General features: G+C 66.8%; 19 protein-coding genes. 12 read left to right on the top strand and 7 right to left on the bottom strand.

The features are described from left to right. The first annotated feature begins 35 nt into the window (after positions 1 to 35). The 8 genes from ACN8ZM_RS11315 (at position 36) to ACN8ZM_RS11280 (ending at position 7,095) form a co-directional block, all read left to right on the top strand. Positions 36 to 866: a 3',5'-nucleoside bisphosphate phosphatase gene (locus ACN8ZM_RS11315; protein ID WP_041493101.1), complete on the top strand. Its 831-nt coding sequence runs from the start codon at positions 36 to 38 to the stop codon at positions 864 to 866. Positions 867 to 938: 72 nt separating this feature from the next. Continuing rightward, positions 939 to 1,571, top strand: a complete 633-nt coding sequence (locus ACN8ZM_RS11310; protein WP_043190290.1) for an L-threonylcarbamoyladenylate synthase — start codon at positions 939 to 941, stop codon at positions 1,569 to 1,571. Between the two features lie 49 nt (positions 1,572 to 1,620). Next, positions 1,621 to 2,283: a site-2 protease family protein gene (locus ACN8ZM_RS11305; protein WP_043190288.1), complete on the top strand. Its 663-nt coding sequence runs from the start codon at positions 1,621 to 1,623 to the stop codon at positions 2,281 to 2,283. An 8-nt stretch (positions 2,284 to 2,291) separates the two neighbouring features. Next, positions 2,292 to 3,494, top strand: coding sequence for a tryptophan--tRNA ligase (locus ACN8ZM_RS11300; RefSeq protein ID WP_011352534.1), 1,203 nt, complete (start codon positions 2,292 to 2,294; stop codon positions 3,492 to 3,494). Between the two features lie 8 nt (positions 3,495 to 3,502). Further along, complete coding sequence (locus tag ACN8ZM_RS11295) at positions 3,503 to 4,105, top strand: class I SAM-dependent methyltransferase (RefSeq protein WP_420209989.1); 603 nt, start codon at positions 3,503 to 3,505, stop codon at positions 4,103 to 4,105. A gap of 46 nt (positions 4,106 to 4,151) precedes the next feature. Continuing rightward, positions 4,152 to 5,057 carry a 4-hydroxy-tetrahydrodipicolinate synthase gene (gene dapA / locus ACN8ZM_RS11290; protein WP_043190283.1) on the top strand — a complete coding sequence of 302 codons (906 nt, stop codon included), beginning with the start codon at positions 4,152 to 4,154 and terminating at the stop codon, positions 5,055 to 5,057. Positions 5,058 to 5,168: 111 nt separating this feature from the next. Then, a complete protein-coding gene (gene bamC / locus ACN8ZM_RS11285) occupies positions 5,169 to 6,314 on the top strand; it encodes an outer membrane protein assembly factor BamC (RefSeq protein WP_043190281.1) in 1,146 nt (381 codons plus the stop codon). 4 nt (positions 6,315 to 6,318) lie between these two features. Further along, complete coding sequence (locus ACN8ZM_RS11280) at positions 6,319 to 7,095, top strand: MBL fold metallo-hydrolase (RefSeq protein WP_420209988.1); 777 nt, start codon at positions 6,319 to 6,321, stop codon at positions 7,093 to 7,095. Between the two features lie 306 nt (positions 7,096 to 7,401). On the opposite strand, the gene ACN8ZM_RS11275 is transcribed toward ACN8ZM_RS11280, so the two are convergent. Further along, positions 7,402 to 7,647, bottom strand: coding sequence for a hypothetical protein (locus tag ACN8ZM_RS11275; protein ID WP_075122947.1), 246 nt, complete (start codon positions 7,645 to 7,647; stop codon positions 7,402 to 7,404). Between the two features lie 56 nt (positions 7,648 to 7,703). Further along, entirely contained in the window at positions 7,704 to 8,924 is a 1,221-nt protein-coding gene (locus ACN8ZM_RS11270; protein ID WP_043190275.1) for a cupin domain-containing protein, read from the bottom strand. Between the two features lie 32 nt (positions 8,925 to 8,956). Between ACN8ZM_RS11270 and ACN8ZM_RS11265 the strand changes: the two genes are divergently transcribed. Beyond that, on the top strand, positions 8,957 to 9,499 hold the full coding sequence (locus ACN8ZM_RS11265) for an FKBP-type peptidyl-prolyl cis-trans isomerase (protein ID WP_027786990.1): 543 nt from the start codon (positions 8,957 to 8,959) through the stop codon (positions 9,497 to 9,499). On the opposite strand, the gene ACN8ZM_RS11260 is transcribed toward ACN8ZM_RS11265, so the two are convergent. Together ACN8ZM_RS11260 and mutS are read right to left on the bottom strand one after the other, a co-directional pair. After that, on the bottom strand, positions 9,479 to 10,750 hold the full coding sequence (locus ACN8ZM_RS11260) for a hypothetical protein (RefSeq protein ID WP_420209987.1): 1,272 nt from the start codon (positions 10,748 to 10,750) through the stop codon (positions 9,479 to 9,481). The genes ACN8ZM_RS11265 and ACN8ZM_RS11260 overlap by 21 nt on opposite strands. Continuing rightward, positions 10,731 to 13,388, bottom strand: a complete 2,658-nt coding sequence (mutS, locus tag ACN8ZM_RS11255; protein WP_043190273.1) for a DNA mismatch repair protein MutS — start codon at positions 13,386 to 13,388, stop codon at positions 10,731 to 10,733. Before mutS ends, ACN8ZM_RS11260 begins: the two co-directional genes overlap by 20 nt. Positions 13,389 to 13,582: 194 nt before the next feature. On the opposite strand from mutS, the gene ACN8ZM_RS11250 reads away from it, so the two are divergent. After that, the gene (locus tag ACN8ZM_RS11250; protein ID WP_420209986.1) at positions 13,583 to 14,185 is read left to right on the top strand and encodes a chloramphenicol phosphotransferase CPT family protein; all 603 of its coding nucleotides are present in this window, start codon (positions 13,583 to 13,585) and stop codon (positions 14,183 to 14,185) included. 148 nt (positions 14,186 to 14,333) lie between these two features. Here the strand turns inward: ACN8ZM_RS11250 and ACN8ZM_RS11245 are convergent, their stop codons facing one another. Together ACN8ZM_RS11245 and ACN8ZM_RS11240 are read right to left on the bottom strand one after the other, a co-directional pair. Further along, positions 14,334 to 15,956, bottom strand: a complete 1,623-nt coding sequence (locus ACN8ZM_RS11245; RefSeq protein WP_420209985.1) for an NAD(P)/FAD-dependent oxidoreductase — start codon at positions 15,954 to 15,956, stop codon at positions 14,334 to 14,336. Between the two features lie 309 nt (positions 15,957 to 16,265). After that, positions 16,266 to 17,069: an inositol monophosphatase family protein gene (locus tag ACN8ZM_RS11240; RefSeq protein WP_420209984.1), complete on the bottom strand. Its 804-nt coding sequence runs from the start codon at positions 17,067 to 17,069 to the stop codon at positions 16,266 to 16,268. Positions 17,070 to 17,349: 280 nt separating this feature from the next. On the opposite strand from ACN8ZM_RS11240, the gene ACN8ZM_RS11235 reads away from it, so the two are divergent. Beyond that, the gene (locus ACN8ZM_RS11235; protein ID WP_089450871.1) at positions 17,350 to 18,174 is read left to right on the top strand and encodes an RNA methyltransferase; all 825 of its coding nucleotides are present in this window, start codon (positions 17,350 to 17,352) and stop codon (positions 18,172 to 18,174) included. A gap of 269 nt (positions 18,175 to 18,443) precedes the next feature. Next, entirely contained in the window at positions 18,444 to 19,247 is an 804-nt protein-coding gene (gene cysE / locus ACN8ZM_RS11230; protein ID WP_089450870.1) for a serine O-acetyltransferase, read from the top strand. Between the two features lie 45 nt (positions 19,248 to 19,292). Here cysE and ACN8ZM_RS11225 read toward each other — a convergent pair whose 3' ends face one another. Next, positions 19,293 to 20,093, bottom strand: a complete 801-nt coding sequence (locus ACN8ZM_RS11225) for a UDP-2,3-diacylglucosamine diphosphatase (protein WP_043189129.1) — start codon at positions 20,091 to 20,093, stop codon at positions 19,293 to 19,295. Between the last annotated feature and the right edge of the window lies 1 nt (position 20,094).

Below are 20,094 nucleotides of genomic sequence, written 5' to 3'. Positions count from 1 at the left end.
TGCAGTAGAATGAAGCCTTACCTGCCATGCCGACAATGAACGCCGATCTCCACTGCCATTCGAATGTTTCCGACGGGTTGCTGTCGCCTGCCGACGTCGCACGCCGCGCCCATGCCGGCGGCGTGACCCTGTGGGCGCTGACCGACCACGATGAGATCGGCGGCCAGGCGGCGGCGCGCAGCGAGGCGGAAGCGCTCGGCATGCGCTACCTGAGCGGCGTCGAGATTTCGGTCACGTGGGCGTCGCGCACCGTGCACATCGTCGGCCTGAATGTCGATCCCGCGAACCAGGTGCTCGTCGACGGCCTGTACCGTACGCGCCACGGCCGCGCGGCGCGTGCGGTGGCGATCGGCGAACAGCTCGCCACGCTCGGCATTCCCGGCGCGTACGAAGGCGCGCTGAAGTACGTGTCGAATCCCGACCTGATCTCGCGCACGCACTTCGCCCGCTTTCTCGTCGAGAACGGCCATGCCACGTCGACGTCCGATGTGTTCGATCGCATGCTCGGTGACGGCAAGCCCGGGTTCGTCCCGCACCGCTGGGCGACGCTGCCCGACGCCGTCGCGTGGATTCGGGCGGCCGGCGGCGAAGCCGTGGTCGCGCATCCGGGCCGTTACCGCTATACGCCCGTCGAATTCGACGCGTTCTTCGGCGAGTTCATCGATCTGGGCGGCCGCGCGATCGAGGTCGTCACCGGCAGCCATACCCCCGATCAGTACCGCGAATACGCGGACGTCGCACGCCGCTTCGGCTTCGAAGCGTCGCGCGGCTCGGATTTCCATGCGCCAGGCGAGGGCCGTGTCGAGCTCGGCAGCCTGCCGCCGTTGCCGCCCGACCTGACACCGGTCTGGGAGCGCTGGCTCTGACACCGGGCGGCGGCCCGCCGCCCGCGTTGCCTCTGGCGCGCGCATCCGATTTTTCCCCCTTTACGACCCCCCATGTCCCAGTTCTTCAGGATTCACCCGGATAATCCGCAGCCGCGCCTGATCAAGCAGGCCGTGGAGATCGTCAGCAAGGGCGGCGTGATCGCGATGCCGACCGATTCGAGCTATGCGCTCGCGTGCCATCTCGACGACAAGGACGCGGTCGAGCGCGTGCGCCGGATTCGCGGCCTCGACGAAAAGCAGCACCTGTCGCTGCTCGTGCGCGACCTGTCGGAGCTCGCCAACTTCGCGATGGTCGACAACCGCCAGTACCGGCAGATCAAGTCGGTGACGCCCGGCCCGTACGTCTTCATCCTGCAGGCGACGAAGGAAGTGCCGCGCCGGCTGTCGCACCCGTCGCGCAAGACGATCGGGCTGCGCGTGCCCGATCATGCGATCACGCTCGCGTTGCTCGAATCGCTCGGCCAGCCGTTGCTCGGCACGACGCTGATCCTGCCGCCGGACGACGAGCCGCTCAACGATCCCGAAGAAATCCGCGATCGGCTCGAGAAACAGGTCGACCTCGTGATCGACGGCGGCGCATGCCCGCGTGAGCCGTCGACGGTGATCGACCTGACCGGCGACGAGCCCGAGCTCGTGCGCGCGGGGCGCGGCGCGCTCGAGCCGTTCGGACTCTCGGCGGCGTAAGCGCGCCGTTCCATTTTTTGCGCGAGTGCGCTTGTTACAATAACGCGATATGGATGCTTCCCTGATACAGACCATCGCCGTCTACGCGCTACCCGTGATCTTCGCGATCACGTTGCACGAGGCCGCGCATGGCTACGCCGCCCGCCTGCTCGGCGACAATACCGCCTACGTGATGGGGCGCGTGTCGTTCAACCCGATGCGTCACATCGATCCGATCGGCACGATCGCGATCCCGCTCGTGATGTATTTCCTGACCGGCGGCGCGTTCCTGTTCGGCTATGCGAAGCCCGTGCCGGTGTCGTTCGGCAACCTGCGCGATCCGCGCTGGGGCAGCCTGTGGGTATCGCTCGCGGGCCCGGCCTGCAACTTCGTGCAGGCGCTGATCTGGGGCGTGCTGACGCTCGTGCTGCCTGCCGTCGGCATCGACGAGCCGTTCTTCACGCGGATGGCGTTTGCCGGCGTCAGCGCGAACCTCGTGCTCGGCGTGCTGAACCTGTTTCCGCTGCCGCCGCTCGACGGCGGCCGCATCCTGGCGGCGCTGCTGCCGACGAAGCAATCGATCGCGCTGTCGCGCATCGAGCCGTACGGTTTCATCATCGTCCTCGTGCTGGTCGCGACGGGCGTGCTGACGAACTTCTGGCTGCGCCCGCTCGTCAACGTCGGCTACGCCGTCCTGAGCGCCATCCTGTCCCCATTCGCTTCGCTTCTCTAACGACAATCATGTTCCCTGAACGTATTTTCTCCGGCATGCGACCCACCGGGTCGCTGCACCTCGGTCACTACCACGGCGTGCTGAAAAACTGGGTGAAGCTGCAGTCCGAGTACCCGTGCTTCTTCTGCGTCGTCGACTGGCATGCGCTGACGACGCACTACGAGACTCCCGAGGTCATCGAGAAGAACGTATGGGACGTGCTGATCGACTGGCTCGCGTCCGGCATCGATCCGGCGCAGGCCACGCTGTTCATCCAGAGCAAGGTGCCCGAGCATGCCGAACTCGCGCTGTTGCTCGGCATGAGCACGCCGCTCGGCTGGCTCGAACGCGTGCCGACCTACAAGGAACAGATGGAGAAGCTGAAGGACAAGGATCTGTCGACCTACGGCTTCCTCGGCTACCCGGTGCTGATGGCGGCCGACATCCTGCTGTATCGCGGCTCGCTCGTGCCGGTCGGTGAAGACCAGGTGCCGCACGTCGAGATGACGCGCGAGATCGCACGCCGCTTCAACTACCTGTACGGCCGCGAGCCGGGCTTCGAGGAGAAGGCGCTCGATGCCGCGAAGAAGCTCGGCGGCAAGCGCGCGAAGCTCTATCACGAGCTGCGCAACGCGTATCAGCAGGAGGGCGACGACGAGGCGCTCGAACAGGCGCGTGCGATGCTGCAGGAATCGCAGAGCCTGTCGATGAGCGACCGCGAACGCCTGTTCGGCTACCTCGAAGGCGCGCGCAAGATCATCCTCGTCGAGCCGCAGGCGCTCCTCACCGAAGCATCGCGGATGCCGGGCCTCGACGGGCAGAAGATGTCGAAGTCGTACGGCAACACGATCGGCCTGCGTGAAGACGCCGAGACGATCACGAAGAAGGTCCGCACGATGCCGACCGATCCCGCGCGCGTGCGCCGCACCGATCCGGGCGATCCCGACAAGTGCCCGGTGTGGCAGCTGCACCAGGTCTATACGGACGAAGCGACGCACGACTGGGTGCAGAAGGGCTGCCGCTCGGCGGGCATTGGCTGCCTCGATTGCAAGCAGCCGGTCGTCGAAGGCATCCTGCGCGAGCAGCAGCCGATGCTCGAGCGCGCGCAGAAGTACATGGACGATCCGTCGCTGCTGCGCGCGATCGTCGCGGACGGTTGCGACAAGGCGCGCAAGTACGCGACGGAAACGATGCGCGACGTGCGTGACGCGATGGGCCTGTCGTACAACTGATCGACCGCATGAGCGCATCCGTCATCGCCGCCGCGGGCGGCCACGTCGCCCAGGCCGAGCCGTCGCGCTGGGTCGCGCAATGGTCGCGACTCGTGCCGCCAGGCGGCGCGGTGCTGGATGTCGCTGCGGGCGGCGGCCGCCATGCGCGCTGGTTCGCGTCGCACGGGCATCCGGTCGTCGCACTCGACCGCGACCCGGCCGCGCTGGCCGCGTTGCGGGCGATCCCGGGCGTCGATGCCCGCGACGCCGATCTCGAAGGCGCGCCGTGGCCGTTGCCGGCCGGCGAGCCGTTTTCGGCGGTGATCGTCACGAATTATCTGCATCGTCCGCTCTGGCCCCATCTGCTCGATGCGGTGGCGCCCGGCGGCGTGCTCATCTACGAAACCTTCGCGCAAGGAAACGAAACGGTCGGGAAACCGTCCAACCCCGCGTTCCTGCTCGCCCCGGGCGAGCTGCTGGACGCCGTGCATGGCCACCTGCGGGTGGTCGCGTACGAGGACGGGTTCGTCGCCGCGCCGCGCGAGGCGTTCGTGCAGCGTCTCTGCGCAGTGCGCGAGGGCGCGACCCCGAAGGCGGGGGCGGGAATTCCACGTTACGAACTGCCCGGCTAATCCGCTACAATCTCAACGTTTACCGGTACATAATCTTTCGCGTTTCATGGCTAACGGCACCCAAGACGGCATTCAAATCCGCGGCAGCATCCCCGCGATCGTCACCCCGATGCTCGAAGACGGCAGTCTCGACCTGCCGGCGTTTCGCAAACTGATCGACTGGCATATCGCGGAAGGCACCGATGCGCTGGTCGTGGTCGGTACGAGCGGCGAGTCGGCAACGCTCAACGTCGAAGAGCACATCCTGATGATCCGCACGGCGGTCGAGCATGCGGCGAAACGCATCCCGATCATCGCGGGCGCGGGCGGCAACTCGACCGCCGAGGCGATCGAGCTGACGAAGCAAGCGAAGGCGGTCGGCGCGGACGCGACGCTGCAGGTCGTGCCGTACTACAACAAGCCGACGCAGGAAGGCATGTACCGTCACTTCAAGACGATCGCCGAAGCGGTCGACCTGCCGGTGATCCTGTACAACGTGCCGGGCCGCACGGTCGCCGACATGGCGAACGAGACGACGCTGCGCCTCGCGCAGGTGCCGGGCATCATCGGCGTGAAGGAAGCGACCGGCAACATCGATCGCGCCGCGCACCTGATCAAGGCCGCGCCGAAGCACTTCGCGATCTATAGCGGCGACGATCCGACCGCGATCGCGCTGATGCTGCTCGGCGGCCACGGCAACATCTCGGTGACGGCGAACGTCGCCCCGCGCGCGATGAGCGACCTGTGCCGCGCGGCGCTGGCCGGCGACGTAGAGACGGCTCGCGCGCTGCACATGAAGCTGCTGTCGCTGCACAAGAACCTGTTCATCGAGGCGAACCCGATTCCGGTGAAGTGGGCGCTGCAGGCGATGGGCAAGATGCAGGGCGGCATCCGGCTGCCGCTCACGGCGCTCGACGAGCGCTGCCACGAAGCCGTGCGTTCGGCCCTCGTCGAGGCCGGCGTCCTCGCCTGATGCCGAGGCGGCCGCGTCCTGCGGCCGCCGGCTCGAACCCTGATCAACCCGCACCGGCCGGCTCCGTCCGGCGCCGCTCCTGACGAGCGTTCTAGCAAGACGAAGGATTTCATGAAACGTTTCGCCTTTTCCTCTCGCGCCATCCAGATGTCGGTGATGGTGCTGGCGCTGGGCGCGCTCGCCGGCTGCGATACGCTGAACGACTATCTGGCCCCCGACCGGGTCAACTACAAGAACACCGGTTCGGCGCCGCCGCTCGCGGTGCCGAGCGACCTGAAGCCGGTGCCGACGACGCAGCAGTTCGTCGCGCCGCCGAGCAACGCCGGCCTCGGCACGCTGCCGCCGCGGGTCACGACGCAGGCCGGCAACGCGACCGACGGCATCCCGAGCGCGCAGGATCCGCTCGGCATGCACATCGAGCGCGACGGCGACCGCCGCTGGCTCGTCGTCGATGGCCGCACGCCCGAGCAGCTGTGGCCGATCCTGAAGGAGTTCTGGCAGGAGAACGGCTTCTCGCTGAAGACCGATGCACCGTCGACGGGCATCATGGCCACCGACTGGGCCGAAAACCGCGCGAACATCCCGGACGACTGGTTCCGCCGCACGATCGGCAAGGTCATCGATTTCGCATACTCGTCCGGCACGCGCGACCGCTTCCGTACGCTCGTGAACCGCACGTCGGACGGCAACACCGACATCTCGATCACGCACAGCGCGATGGAGGAAATGATGGTCGGCCCGCAGGGCGGCACGTCGTCGCGCTGGGAAGAGCGTCCGCGTAACCCGGTGCTCGAAGCCGTGTTCCTGTCGAAGCTGATGCAGAAGTTCGGCCTGACCGATACGCAGGCGAAGCAACTGCTGACCGATGCGCGTCCCGCGACGGCACCGGCGCAAGTCAGCGACACGAGCAGCGGCGGCGCAACGCTGCAACTGGCCGAGTCGTTCGATCGCGCATGGCTGCGCGTGGGCCTGGCGCTCGACCGCACCAACTTCGCGGTCGACAATCGCGATCGCGAGAAGGGTGTGTACACCGTGCGCTATGCGAACACGATGGAAGAACTCAAGCGCGACGGCCTGTTCGGCAAGCTGTTCTACGGCGGTCCGTCGGCCGCGAAGCCGGGCAAGGAATTCATGGTCAACGTGCGCGCGCAGGGCAACGGCAGCACGCAGGTCGCGGTGGTCGGTGCAAACGGCCAGGTCGACAACTCGTCGGACGCGCAGCGGATCATTTCGCTGCTCCACGCGCAGCTGAACTGAGCGCGTGCGATTCGCCAGCCTCGGAAGCGGCAGCGAAGGCAACGCGCTGGTCGTCGAGGCCTCGAGCGGCACGACGACCACCCGCGTGCTGCTCGACTGCGGCTTTTCTGCCAAGGAGGTCGAGCGCCGGCTCGGCCGACTGAATCTCTGCATCGGCGATCTCGATGCGATCCTCATTACCCATGAACACAGCGACCACGTCGGCAGTGCGCTGACGCTCGCCCGCCGCGCATCGCTGCCGCTCTACATGAGCTGGGGCACCGCGCGCGCGGTCGGCGCGGACGAGGCCGACGTCGATCTCCACGTGCTGTGGGGCGACGAGACGGCCGCGATCCGCGATCTGGCCGTGATGCCCTATACGGTCCCTCACGATGCGCGCGAACCGCTCCAGTTCGTCTTTATGGACGGCTCCAGCCGGCTCGGCGTGCTGACGGACGTCGGGATGGCCACGCCGCACATCACGGCCGTCCTGAGCGGTTGTGACGCGCTGGTGCTCGAATCCAACCACGACACCGCGATGCTGGCCGGGAGCCGCTATCCGCAGTCGCTGAAGGTGCGCATCGGCGGCAACCACGGCCACCTGAGCAACGACGCCGCGGCGGATATCCTCGCGTCGCTCGAACGCAGCCGCCTCCAGCACCTGGTCGCGGCGCACCTGAGCCAGCAGAACAACCTGCCGGAGCTGGTCCGCCAGGCGTTTGGCGGGGTACTGGGGACGAGCGGAGAGGACGTGATCGTGGCCACGCAGGACGCGGGCTTCGACTGGCTCACGCTCGGATGAGCGGGGCAGGGCCGCTGCGGCGGCCCGGTACGACTGGCGGGCGACACGCGCGAAAACGGCAGACGTAAAAAAACCGGCCCTCGGGCCGGTTTTTTTTCAGCTGACGCTGAGGCTTACTGGCTTGCGCCCGAAGCCGGAGCAGCCGTCGCTGCCGAAGCAGCCGACGCCACTGCAGCAGCAGCGTCGCTCGCAGCAGCCGTTGCCGACGAAGCAGCGGCCGTAGCGTCGCTCGCAGCACCGGCAACTGCCGAAGCAGCCGTCGAAGCAGCAGCAGCTGCGTCGCTTGCAGCCGACGAAGCAGCTTGATCAGCGCTCTTGTTGCAAGCAGCCAGTGCAACAGCAGCCAACAGGGAAGCTACGAGGAGGGATTTCTTCATGATCACGTCCTTTTATGGTTAAAGGTAAGCAACAGCGCGAAACAATACCGGTAATGTGCTCCAACACCGACCTGGGCCGCTGGTGGAGATGCACTTCTAGAGCGTGAATCTTCCCTACGGCTTGGGCGGAAATTATATGCACTTTCCTATCGACCGTCGACAAATGCGGGGTCAATACGTTGTCTTTCCCATACAGAATTTGATCCGTACGGGCATACGGGGCGACTCACACTAATTCCGGTTTCCGACCCGTATCCAGCCCGCACGATACCACTCGTGCAACAAGGCTGTCATTGAGGGAACCCGGGATAGTGTTACAAACCGTTTCGCCTCCATTTGGCGTTGATTGGCCAGTTCGGGCAGCCATTCGCTGGCTTGCTCGAGCGGTCCTTCCTCGCCATTTATGAAGTACGAGCGCGCGTTATACATCAATGCGGCCTTTCTGTCGAGACACACGCCGCGGCGTGACGCTTGCGTGACGAACGCGGCCTCGGACAGCGGGCGCGCCGGCGGGTCGAAAACGACGTTCGGCTTGGGTTCGCTCAGGTAGCAGCCGAGGAATTCGGCGACGTCGCGTTTGCGCCAGCGGATCGCGTCGACGATCTCGGCCACGCGCTCGACCATCGCCGGAGGCAGTTGCGCGGGCGTGTCGACGGCCGGCTGCTTCGGATCGCGGTAGAGATCGTCGCCACACGCGTCGCGCAGGCCGCCACGCTCCGCGAGATAGTACAGGAACTGGGCGCCCAGCTCGCCGGCGGACGGGGCCCGGAACCCGATCGAGCAGGTCATGCATTCGCCTTCGGCCACGCCGTCGTGCGCGATGTGCGGCGGCAGGTACAGCATGTCGCCGGGCTCGAGTACCCATTCGTCGCTCGGTTCGAAGTTCTCGAGGATCTTCAGCGGCACGTCCGGCTGCAGCGACAGGTCCTTCTGCGCACCGACACGCCAGCGGCGCCGGCCTTCGACCTGCAGCAGGAAGACGTCGTACGAATCGAAATGCGGGCCGACGCCGCCGCCGTCCGTCGCATACGAGATCATCAGGTCGTCCAGGCGCGCGTCCGGGATGAAGCGGAAGCGGTCGAGCAGCGCGCGCGCCGCGTCGACGTGCAGGTCGAGCCCCTGTACGAGCAGGGTCCAGGCCTTGCGCGTGGTGGCCGGCAGCGAGCCGGGTTCGAACGGGCCGTGCGCCAGTTGCCACTTGTTACGAAAATGGGTGATCAGTCGCGATTCCGCGTCATAGTCGGCGGCGAGCTCGAACAGCGCGTCGCGCGAGACCGGCGACGCGACGCCGGGGATCGCCTGGCGGATCAGCAGCGGCTTCTTCTGCCAGTAGCCGCGCATGAATTGCGCCGGCGTAAGACCGCCGAGCAGCGGTGTGGGAAGATCGGAAGGCGGCGCGCCGAGCGGGGCGGTAGCGGCATCCCGCGGTTCGGCTTGAGACCGGTTGCGCATCGTATAATGAGAGTTGTATTTGGGAGAATTGGATGAAAATCGCAAAAAACACCGTCGTGTCGGTCACTTACAAGCTGTCGGATGCACAGGGCAATCTGATCGAGGAAAGCGACGAGCCGATGGTCTATCTGCACGGCGGCTATGATGGCACGTTCCCCAAGATCGAGGAACAGCTCGACGGCCATGAGCCGGGCTACGAGGCGCAGGTTCAGCTCGAGCCGCAGGACGCGTTCGGCGACTACGATCCCGAACTCGTGAAGATCGAGCCGCGCGATCGTTTTCCCGAGCCGCTCGAAGTGGGCATGCAGTTCGAAGGCACGCCGGAAGACGGCGACGAGGAAGTCGATTCGCTGATCTACACGGTCACCGACATCGCCGAAGACAAGGTCGTGCTCGACGGCAACCACCCGCTGGCAGGCATGGCGCTGCGTTTCGCGCTCACCGTGAAGGACGTTCGCGAAGCCACCGAAGACGAAATCGAGCATGAGCACGCGCATGGCGCGGAAGGGCTCGAGATCGTCGACGAGGACGAAGACGAAGACGGCGAAGCACCGTCAGGGCGTACCCTGCACTGAGCTCGCAGGCAGGCCGGGCGCCGGCCCCGATGCAGGGGCGGGCGCAGGCCACGACGCGCCGCCCGGGGCGGCGCCGTCGCCCTGCAGTGGCGGCGCGACCGACGACGAGTCGGGCAGCGCCGGCAATGCGGGGATTTCCGGCATCTGCGGCAGCGGGACGTCGTCGCGCGGCACGAGCGGCAGCGCGGGCGGCACGGGCAGGTTCTTCGGCACCTCCTGCAGGCTCAGGTTGAAGATCGTCTGCCGGGCCGGCGACACGCTCACCTTGACCCACTGATTCGTCGGATGGCGCGGTCCGATCGCGACGCGCGTCACGTTCCCGATCAGTTCACCGTCGTCCGCACGCAGCGGGCGGTCGATCAGAAAGCCGTTCGCCAGCGGTTCGCCGCTCGCGTGCATCACGAGTATCGGGCCGCGGAACGTCGCCGCCGCCTTCACCAGCGTTCGTTTCAACTCACGGAAGCCGTCGCGCACGCGCGGCCGGTTGAAACGCAGCCATGCGAAGCGTTCCGCGCGTTCATAGCGTTCGAATTGCGGATCGCCTTCGAATATCACCACCATCGCACGTGCCTCGCGCCGTTTCGCGTATTCGGCCGAGTGGTCGATCCAGAAACCGTTCGCGATGATGCGATCCTCGAACTCGCCGTTGCGACCGCCGGCCGTCAGGTAGTGGTTGTTCGGCGCTGGCGCGTTGAGCGCGACGTAGACGATGTCGTCGCGCATCCAGCGTGCATTTTCCCGATACGGCCGGAACCGAGCGACTTCGCTTTCCCGCGTGATCTGCAGCGCGCCGGGGTCGGGCAGCGCCGATTCGGCGAGCAGCGTCTGCCGCAGGAAATCGAGCCGCTCGACCGGATCGTAGCCGCCGCCGGCCGCGGTGTTGCACGTTACCCAGTCGTCGTGGCCGGGAATGAACACGAGCGGCACGCGTGCCGCATCCAGGATCGCGCCGCGCTGCGAATACAGTGCATCGCGGCACGCTTCCTTCGAACCCTTGAGATCGCCCGCATAGACGACGAACGCGAGGTTGCGCTCGCGCGCGATCGCATCGAGCAGCCGCTGGGCGGCCGGCTCGTCCGCCGGGGTGTTGATCACGCCCGACACGACTGCGAACGAGTAGGGCGCGGTGCTGCGCTTCGGCGGCGCCGCCAGTGCGGCGGCCTGCGCGAGCGCGAGCACGGCGGCGACGAGCGCGGCGGCGGTGCGCGCCGGCAGGCCGCGCGGGATGCGCTTACGCGTGCCCGTCGGCATCGTGCGACCGGACCAGCGTGCGCAGTTCGTACAGCAGGTCGAGCGCCTCGCGCGGCTTCAGATCGTCGGGATCGATGTCGCGGAGTTTTTCGAGCGCCGGATGCGGCGTATCGGGCAGCGCAGGCGCGTCTGCGCATTCGAGATCGTCGGCGGCTACCGGCGGCGCGCTGAACAGGTCGAGCTGCGGCGTGTGTTGCGACGCCGACTGTTGTTCGAGATACGCGAGGTGCTTGCGCGCGGCGCGGATCACGGGCGCCGGAACGCCGGCGAGCTGCGCGACCTGCAGGCCGTAACTCTGGTTGGCCGGGCCTTCGTTGACCGCGTGCAGGAACACGATGCCGTGGCCGTGCTCGACGGCCGACAGGTGGACGTTGGCCGCTTGCGGGAATTCGGCCGGCAGTTGCGTCAGCTCGAAGTAGTGCGTCGCGAACAGCGTGTAGCACGTGTTGTGCGCCAGCAGGTGGCGCGCGATGGCCCACGCGAGCGCGAGGCCGTCGAACGTCGACGTGCCGCGGCCGATTTCGTCCATCAGCACGAGGCTTTGCGGCGTCGCGTCGTTGAGGATCGCCGCGGCTTCGGTCATCTCGACCATGAACGTCGAGCGGCCGCCTGCGAGATCGTCCGCCGCGCCGATGCGCGTGAAGATCCGGTCGATCGGGCCGAAGCATGCCGACTTGGCCGGCACGTAGCTGCCGACATAAGCCATCAGTGCGATCAACGCGGTCTGCCGCATGAACGTCGACTTACCGCCCATGTTCGGGCCGGTGATCAGCAGCAGCTTGCGCTCGGTGCCGAAGCGGCAGTCGTTCGCGATGAACTGTTCGACCTGCGCTTCGACGACCGGATGGCGGCCCTGTTCGATTTCGATGCCGATCTCGTCGGTGAAGGTCGGCGCGACCCAGTCGAGCGCGCGGGCGCGTTCGGCGAATGCGGCGAGCAGGTCGAGTTCGGCGAGCGCCGACGCGACGCGCTGGCACTCGGGGATGAACGGCAGCAGCGCCTGCAGCACCGCGTCGTACAGCGCTCGCTCGCGTGCCAGTGCGCGCTCCTGGGCGGACAGTGCCTTGTCCTCGAAGGTCTTCAGCTCGGGCGTGATGTAGCGCTCGGCATTCTTCAGCGTCTGGCGGCGGCGGTAGTCGTCGGGCACCTTGTCGGTCTGGCCGCGCGTGACCTCGATGTAGAAGCCGTGCACCTTGTTGTATTCGACGCGCAGGTTTGCGATGCCGGTGCGCGTGCGCTCGCGCGCCTCGAGATCGATCAGGAACTGCCCGCAGTTCTCCGAGATGTCGCGCAGCTCGTCGAGCTCGGCGTCGTAGCCGCGCGCGATGACGCCGCCGTCGCGCACCATCGCGGCCGGCTCGGGCGCAATGGCGCTCGTCAGCAGGTCGAGGCATTCGGCGGGCGGTGCCAGTGCTGCGTCGACGCGGGTGAGTGCGTCTGCATTGGCGACGATCGCGCTGATGCGCTCGCGCAGTGCCGGCAGCGCGGCGAACGTGTCGCGCAGGCTCGACAGGTCGCGCGGGCGTGCGGACAGCAACGCGAGGCGCCCGGTGATCCGTTCGACGTCGGCGATCTGGCGCAGCGCGCTGCGCAGCGCGTCGAGGCTTGCGTTTGCCGGTGCATCGAGCAGCGCGCCGATCGCCTGCTGGCGCGACTGCGCGGCGACCGACGCGCGCGGCGGGTGATGCAGCCAGTGGCGCAGCAGGCGGCTGCCCATCGTCGTGCAGCAGGTGTCGAGCAGCGAATACAGGGTCGGCGACTCGGTACCGCGCAACGTTTCGGTCAGTTCGAGGTTGCGGCGCGTGGCCGGATCGAGCCCGATGTACTCGGTTTCGTTCTCGACCTTCAGGCTGCGCACGTGCCGCAGCTGCTGGCCCTGCGTGGCGGCCGCGTAGAGCAGCAGCGCGCCGGCTGCGCCGCATGCGCTCGTCAGAGAATGCGCGCCGAAACCGTCGAGGCTCGCGACGTCGAGCTGGTCGCACAGGCGTTGCGTGCCCGATGCGATGTCGAAGTGCCATGCCGGTACGCGCTTGCTTGCGCCCGCGCCTGCGGGTACGGCATCGGTCGCGCCGTCCGGCGTCAGGATCTCGGCCGGCCGGATGCGCTCGAGCGCGGCAGCGAGCTGTTCGGGTTCGATTTCGGCAAGCCGCAGCGCGCCGCTGGCGAGGTTCAGCCACGCGAGGCCGACATTGACCGCGACGCCACGCTTGTTGTGGCCCGTGCACATCGCAAGCAGGTAGACGTCGTTCTTGTCGGACAGCAGCGCGGCATCGGTCAGCGTGCCGGGCGTGACGACCCGCACGACCTTGCGCTCGACGGGGCCCTTCGACGTGGCCGGATCGCCGATCTGCTCGCAGATCGCGACCGATTCGCCCATCTTCACGAGCTTGGCGAGATACTGCTCGACTGCGTGATGCGGTACGCCCGCCATCTTGATCGGCGTGCCGGCCGATGCGCCGCGTTGCGTGAGGGTCAGGTCGAGCAGGCGTGCGGCTTTCTCCGCGTCTTCGAAGAACAGCTCGTAGAAGTCGCCCATCCGGTAGAAGACAAGCGTGTCGGGATGGTCGGCCTTGATGCGCAGGTACTGCTGCATCATCGGAGTGTGGCCGGCGAAGGCGTCGGGCGACAGCGTGGTCATAAGTCAGGCGTGAAGTTGTTGCTTTGGTTGCCCGAGTTTACCAGTGGCTTCGATGTACACGCGCGAAGTTGGCTGTTTGGCCAGTTGTCCGTGACGACGAGCGGCAACTGTCGGCCGATAGCGGCGGTTCGACATCCTGGTTCACTTCGTCAACAATTGCGTCTTGCGTCGGCACGCCATCGATGGGTAACCCAATGCGAACCACTGAAATGCCGGAACCCCGTCTCGGGGCCATCGTCGTGCTCAACGGCCCGAGCAGCGCCGGCAAAAGCACGTTGTCCAGGTTTCTGTGCGAGAACCTGGACGAGCATCATTTGCACGTCGAGCTGGATGTATTTCGAAACATGGAGCCGCCCAACTATTGGGCGGTCGAGAAGCCGTTGGTGCAGATTCGTGTGGCCGCGCTGTGCCGGGCGATCAACGCCACCGCGGCCACCTTTTCCAGGCACGGCCAGCCGGTGATCGTCGATCATGTCCTGTCGACCGACGCGTGGCGCTACATGCTTGAAGATCTTGTCGGCCTGCCGGTATTCATCGTCGGCGTTTTTTGTTCGCTCGACGTGCTGATCGATCGCGAGCGTATGCGTGGTGATCGCAAGCTCGGACTGGCCGAGTCTCAATACGACGCGATTCATGCCGGCCGCCACTACGATCACGTCGTGGACACGTCGTCGGCAAACGAGATCGATTGCGGTCAGGCCGTTCTGAAGTGGCTACAAAGCGGGCCGGTTCCTGCCGCCTTCCCGAAAATGCACCGGGAGTTTTTCGGTCACTCAGGTGACGCGGCTGTTGGCTAGCAACAGCCGATCCCGAAAGGGCGAGCGCAGGTTCAGGGCCATACCTTGTCGGGCAAGATACAGGTGCGGCTGCATCGTCCGGGCGTGGCCTGCTGAGGCACGCCTGACTCGGCGCGCGAACCGCCGCGCGCCGACCCTGTCCGGCACCTCAGGCCGTTTGCGCCGACGTCATGCTGAGCGCCACCGCCTGCGCGACTTCGATGCCGTCGATGGCTGCCGAATAGATGCCACCGGCATACCCCGCGCCTTCACCCGCCGGATACAGGCCTTCGACGTTCATGCTCTGGTAATCGTCCTTGCGTCGAATCCGGATCGGTGACGAAGTGCGCGTCTCGACACCGGTGAGCACCGCATCGTGCATCGCGAAGCCGGCGATCTTCTTGTCGATCTGGGGCAGGGCTTCGCGGATCGCTTCGATCACGTAGTCCGGCAGCGCTGTGCTCAGATCGGTCGGGTTCACGCCCGGCTTGTACGACGGCTCCACGGAGCCGAGCGACGTCGACGGCCGGCCGGCGATGAAGTCGCCGACCAGCTGGCCCGGCGCGCGGTAATCGCCGCCGCCGAGTTCGAACGCGCGCTCTTCCCATTTGCGCTGGAACGCGATGCCGGCCAGCGGGCCGCCGGGGTAGTCGTCCGGCGTGATGCCGACGACGATGCCCGCATTCGCGTTGCGCTCGGCCCGCGAATACTGGCTCATCCCGTTGGTGACCACGCGGCCAGGCTCGGAGGTGGCCGCGACCACCGTGCCGCCCGGGCACATGCAGAAGCTGTAGACGGCCCGGCCATTGCTGCAGTGGTGGACCACCTTGTAATCGGCCGCACCGAGCTGCTTGTGGCCCGCAAACTTGCCGAAGCGGCTGCGATCGATCAGCCCCTGCGGATGTTCGATACGAAAACCCAGCGAGAACGGCTTGGCTTCGACATAGACGCCGCGGTCGTGCAACATCTGGAAGGTGTCGCGCGCGCTGTGGCCCACGGCCAGCACCACGTGGTCGCACCGCAGCGTTTCGCCGTTCGAGAGGGTCAGCGAGCGTACCTTGCCCTGATCGATCTCGATGTCGTCGACCCGCGTTTCGAAACGCACTTCGCCACCCAGCGCGTGGATGGACGCACGCATCTTTTCCACCATGCTGACGAGGCGGAACGTGCCGATGTGCGGCCGGCTCAGGTACAGGATGTCTTCCGGTGCGCCTGCCTTGACGAATTCGTCCAGCACCTTGCGGCCGTAGTGGTTCGGATCCTTGATCTGGCTGTACAGCTTGCCGTCGGAAAACGTCCCGGCCCCGCCTTCACCGAACTGCACGTTGGATTCGGGGTTGAGCACGCTCTTGCGCCACAGGCCGAAGGTGTCCTTGGTACGCTCGCGCACGGCCTTGCCGCGTTCGAGGATGATCGGGCGGAAGCCCATCTGCGCGAGGATCAGCCCCGCGAACAGGCCGCACGGCCCCATGCCGATCACGACCGGGCGCAGGAAATTACCGTGCTCGGGTGCTTTCGTGACGAAGTGGTACGCCATGTCGGGCGTCACGCCGCAATGCGGCTGGCCGGCGAGGCGCTTGATCGCGGCCGCTTCGTCCGTCACTTCGACATCGACGATATACGTGAGCTTGATGTCGGCGCGCTTGCGCGCATCGTGCGCGCGGCGGAACACGGTGTAACGGAGGAGCCCGTCTGCGGCCACGCCAAGCTCCGCGAGGCGCTCGCGAATCGCGGCCTCGAGCGCGCTTTCGGGGTGGTCGAGGGGGAGTTTAATTTCGCTTAGCCGTAACATGGGGACTCGGATGCGATTGCCACGGCGTCGTGGCGGTGTTGATACGGGCGGGGGCAGGCCGGCGGTGTTGTCCGCCGTGCGGGCGTGCCGGACGCAAACCATTCATTGTCATTGCGGGATGCGCGGTGCAGGCGACAGTACGCGGACCGGCCCGAACAACTCAAGCAACTTCAGGATAGGCGCACGAAGCGGCCCTTGTGCGGGAAGATTGTCCCGCCTCCCGGCAACCGGGAGGCGAACGACGCATCGTCATGACGATGCCCGCGAGCGGTGTGCGCGAAAGCCGCGCCATGCAGGCGCGGCCGGGGCTTACTCCGCCGCCGGATGCACGCGGGTGTAACCCTTCAGGATCGTGATCATCTGCGCGTAGATCTTCGGGTTCGCTGCGACGATTTCGTGGCGATGCAGGAAATCGGCGTCGCCCGTGTAGTTGCCGACGAGGCCGCCGGCCTCGGTGATCAGCAGGCTGCCCGCAGCCATGTCCCACACGTTGATGCCCTGTTCGAAGAACGCGTCGAGGCGGCCGGCCGCAACGTTCGCGAGATCGAGTGCCGCGGCGCCCGGGCGGCGCAGGCCCGTGCAGGCTTGCGTCATTTCGGTGAAGAGGCGCGCGTAGGCATCGAGGCCGTCCTTTTCACGGAACGGGAAGCCCGTGCCGACCAGTGCGTCCGACAGGCGGTCGCGGCGGCCGACGCGGATGCGGCGGTCGTTCAGGTACGCGCCGCGGCCGCGGGTGGCCGTGAACAGGTCGTTCTTGTTCGGGTCGTAGACGACTGCCTGCGTGACGACGCCCTTGTGCTCGAGCGCGATCGATACGCAGTAGTACGGGAAGCCGTGGATGAAGTTGGTCGTGCCGTCGAGCGGATCGATGATCCACTTGAATTCGGATTCGTTCTCCGATTCGCCCGATTCTTCCGCGAGGATCGCGTGGTCGGGGTAGGCGGTCTTCAGCGTCTCGATGATCGCGTCTTCGGCGGCCTTGTCCACTTCGGTGACGAAGTCGTTCTGCTGCTTCTTGCGGATCTCGATCAGGTCGAGATCGAGGGACGCGCGATTGATGATCTGTCCGGCGCGGCGCGCAGCCTTGACAGCAATGTTGAGCATGGGATGCATGAGCCTGGATCCTGTAGCCGGCGGCACGGGCCGCCACGAAGTGGAACAACCGCCCGGCACGGCGCAAACGTGGCAGGCGAGGTGAGACGCGAATTGACAAAGAACGGGGTACGACCCGCGCCGCACGGAGTGCGACGCGTAAAGGCATGATTTTACCCGATTTTCGGCGGTTTCAGGCGACCGGAATACGGGGAAACCCCCACTATCCGTCCGGACGAGTGGGTTTGCCGCGGCGATGGCGATACCATACTGCCATTCTGATGAACCGAGTCGTATCGTAGTGGAAACTCCGCAGAACACCGCCGCGCCGTCCGAGCCGGGCGCGGCCTCGTCCCGGCCGCCGTCCGGCGGCTTCACGTCCACCCGTTTCGTGCTCGTCGAGCCGAGCCATCCCGGCAATGTCGGAGCGGCCGCCCGCGCGCTGAAGACAATGGGTTTTTCGCGTCTCGTGCTGGTCGCGCCGCGCGTGCCGCACGTGCAGAGCGATCCCGAGGCGATCGCGATGGCCAGCGGCGCGGACGACGTCCTCGCGTCCGCGCATGTCGTGCCGACGCTCGGCGACGCGCTGTCCGGCGTTCACTGGTCGATTGCGCTGACCGCACGCACGCGTGAATACGGGCCGCCGCGTCTCGCGCCGCGTGCAGCCGCCACGCAGGCGTGCGCACAGGTCGGCACGGGCGACATCGCGCTCGTGTTCGGCAACGAGCGCACGGGCCTCGCGAACGAGCATGTCGAGCAGTGCAGCGCGCTGGCGCACATCCCGGCGAACCCGGCCTACAGTTCGCTGAATCTCGCCCAGGCCGTGCAGGTGCTCGCGTACGAGCTGCGCGTCGCGTTTCTCGAACAGGCGAGCGAGCCGTCGGCGCAACCGTCGGGCGAAGCCGGCACGCTTGCGCAGAGCGACGAGATCGAGCGGATGTACGTGCACCTCGAGAACGCGCTGATCGCGCTCGATTTCCTCGATCCGCGCAACCCGAAGAAGCTGATGCCGCGGCTGCGGCGCCTGTTCGCGCGCACGGGCCTCGAGCGCGAGGAGGTCAATATCCTGCGCGGCGTCGCGAAGCACATCCTGCTGAAATCGGGCAAACCGGGCGGCGACGCGTAAGCGGCCGGCGCACCGGCTGACGGATGTCGCGGCGCGCGTAGCACCTCCCCGTCGGGCAGGTGCTACGCCGTCCGCGGGAATCGCCGCGGCCGATCGCTCCACCTGGTCGACCCTTCCGCAAACGCCCCCGCAGCAAGCGTTCCGCCCGAATACCCGCGCCGGCGGCGGGGTGAACGCGCGGGCTCGTGCGGCCGTGCGCGACTCGCCCTACAATCGCCGAACGTCATAAGTAAATTACCCGGCGCGATAACGGCCGGCCATTGCCGGCGATGCGCGCCGGCCTTTTCCCAGACCACATCATGTTCACGAGACTGCGCGAAGACGTTGCAACGATTCGCGAGCGGGATCCCGCCGCTCGCAGTGCATGGGAAGTGCTGACCTGTTATCCGGGGTTGCATGCGCTCGTGCTGCATCGTTTCGCGCACGCATGCTGGCGCGTGAAGCGCTACTGGCTCGCGCGTTTCGCGTCGCAGGCCGGCCGGTTCCTGACAGGCATCGAAATCCACCCCGGTGCGACGATCGGCCGGCGCGTGTTCATCGATCACGGCATGGGTGTCGTGATCGGCGAGACGGCGATCGTCGGCGACGACTGCACGATCTATCAGGGCGTGACGCTGGGCGGCACGTCGCTCACGCGCGGCGCCAAGCGCCACCCGACGCTCGAAGCCGGCGTGATCGTCGGTGCGGGCGCGAAGGTGCTCGGCAGTTTCACCGTCGGTGCGGGCGCGAAGATCGGTTCGAACGCGGTCGTCGTGAAGCCGGTGCCGGCGGGCGGCACGGCAGTCGGCAATCCGGCGCGCATCGTGATGCCGGCACAGCCGAAGCCGCAGCCCGAGCGCGCGGCGTTCTGCGCATACGGGATCACGCCGAATGCCGACGATCCGATGTCGCTCGCGATTCACGGGCTGATCGATCACGCGGCGAAGGAAAGCCGCCGCGTCGACGAGATCGTCGCGGCGCTCGAGCGGCTCGGCACGCATCTGGAAACGCTGCAGGGCGCCGACGCGGCGCGCCTCGATCTGCGCCGGCTGTCGGCCGTGCTGGAAGGCAAGTCGGTCGAACGCCAGGCGTAATTCAGCGGAGGCCCGCGGCCGCCGGTCGGTGAGGCAACCGCGGCGTCAGTCGAGCGGCATCGCGTGGATGCCTTCCGCATCGACGCGCAGGTAGCCGCCACGCGGCTTGCCGTGGTCGAGATCCCAGTCGGGCAACACCCAGCGGATGCCGCCCGGTTCGGCGTGGCTCGCGGGGCGGTGCGTGTGGCCGTGAATGATCACGCTCGCGCGGCTTTTCCGGAACAGCGCGGCCACGCCTTCACGCGTGACATCGTAAATCGCCGAGGCGGGGCGCATCCGGCCCGCTTCGCTGTTCGAGCGCATGCGCTGCGCGAGCGCGCGGCGCCAGCGGAACGGCCAGGCGAGAAACAGCCATTGCGCGACGCGGTTGCGTGCGAAGCGGCGGAACAGCTGGTAGCCGCGGTCGGCCGTGCATTGCGCGTCGCCGTGCGCGAGCACGATGCGCTGGCCGAACGCCATGATCAGCGAAGGGTCGGGCAGCAGCATCGCACCGGCTGCCTTCATGAAGCGCCGGCCGAGCAGGAAGTCGCGGTTGCCGTGCATCACGTAGAGCGCGATGCCTCGCTCCGAGAACGTGTGCATCAGCGCGGCCATGCGTGCTGCAAACGGATCGTCGTCGAGGATGTCGTCGCCGATCCAGTATTCGAACAGGTCGCCGAGGATGAACACCGAGTCGGCGCTGTCGGCGGTGTATTTCACGAAATGCTCGAACGCGGCGACCGTCTTCGGAATCGCTTCGCTCAGGTGCAGATCGGAGAGAAACAGGAACGGGCGTGCGGCTTGCGCGTATTCGCGCTCGCCCGGCACGCCCGCGGAGACGCTTCGCGGCGGACTCTCCTGCAACATC

Origin of the sequence: Burkholderia aenigmatica (assembly GCF_048627025.1) — a bacterium.
Taxonomy (GTDB): Bacteria; Pseudomonadota; Gammaproteobacteria; order Burkholderiales; family Burkholderiaceae; genus Burkholderia; species Burkholderia aenigmatica.
This window is presented reverse-complemented; position numbering and strand designations above follow the sequence as displayed.